General features: G+C 58.1%; 1 protein-coding gene. It reads right to left on the reverse strand.

Annotated features, from left to right (window positions below):
- Positions 1-89: 89 nt before the first annotated feature.
- Complete coding sequence (locus tag ACXAG7_RS19930) at positions 90-419, reverse strand: PRC-barrel domain-containing protein (protein WP_476667920.1); 330 nt, start codon at positions 417-419, stop codon at positions 90-92.
- Positions 420-563: the final 144 nt, after the last annotated feature.

Below are 563 nucleotides of genomic sequence, written 5' to 3' on the forward strand. Positions count from 1 at the left end.
GCCTAAGCAAGCGCAGGTTCGGGCAGATGGTTCAGGCATGCCGTGTCGGGCGTGAAAAAGCCGCGCGCCAGAAGGCGCGCGGCGGGGCATCAGTCGTCCCAGACTGGCAAACTTTCGAGCTGTCCTTCGGAGAGCTGGGTGGTGAAGTCGCCGTCTTCGTAGGTCATGTCCTCGAGCATAATGACCACGTCTTCGTCGCCGATATCTAAGAACCCACCGACCTCGATTACGGCGGCAACCGGGGTGCCCGACTTGTCGACCAGGATTTCCTCGACCTCGCCGACCTTGTCGCCTTCCGCGGTCATTATGTCCGCATCGTCGATCGAGCTCAGGTTACTGATGTCCATCGTCTGGGCCGCGGCGGCACCGCCGATCATCACGAAGGCAAGGGCATGCAATCCTAGATAGCGCATTGTCATCTCCACAATTCCTAAAGTTGCTAAAGTTCAACGCCGCGTGGCTGCCGAGAGTTCCTTTTTTGCAAAAGATTTCTTAGGCTTGTGCGGCCTGTCACTCGTGCCGGGAATACGAACCGAGTGATATTGCGATGCGGAGTGCAGAGG

This window comes from Tenacibaculum sp. AWR4_210, assembly GCF_056160945.1.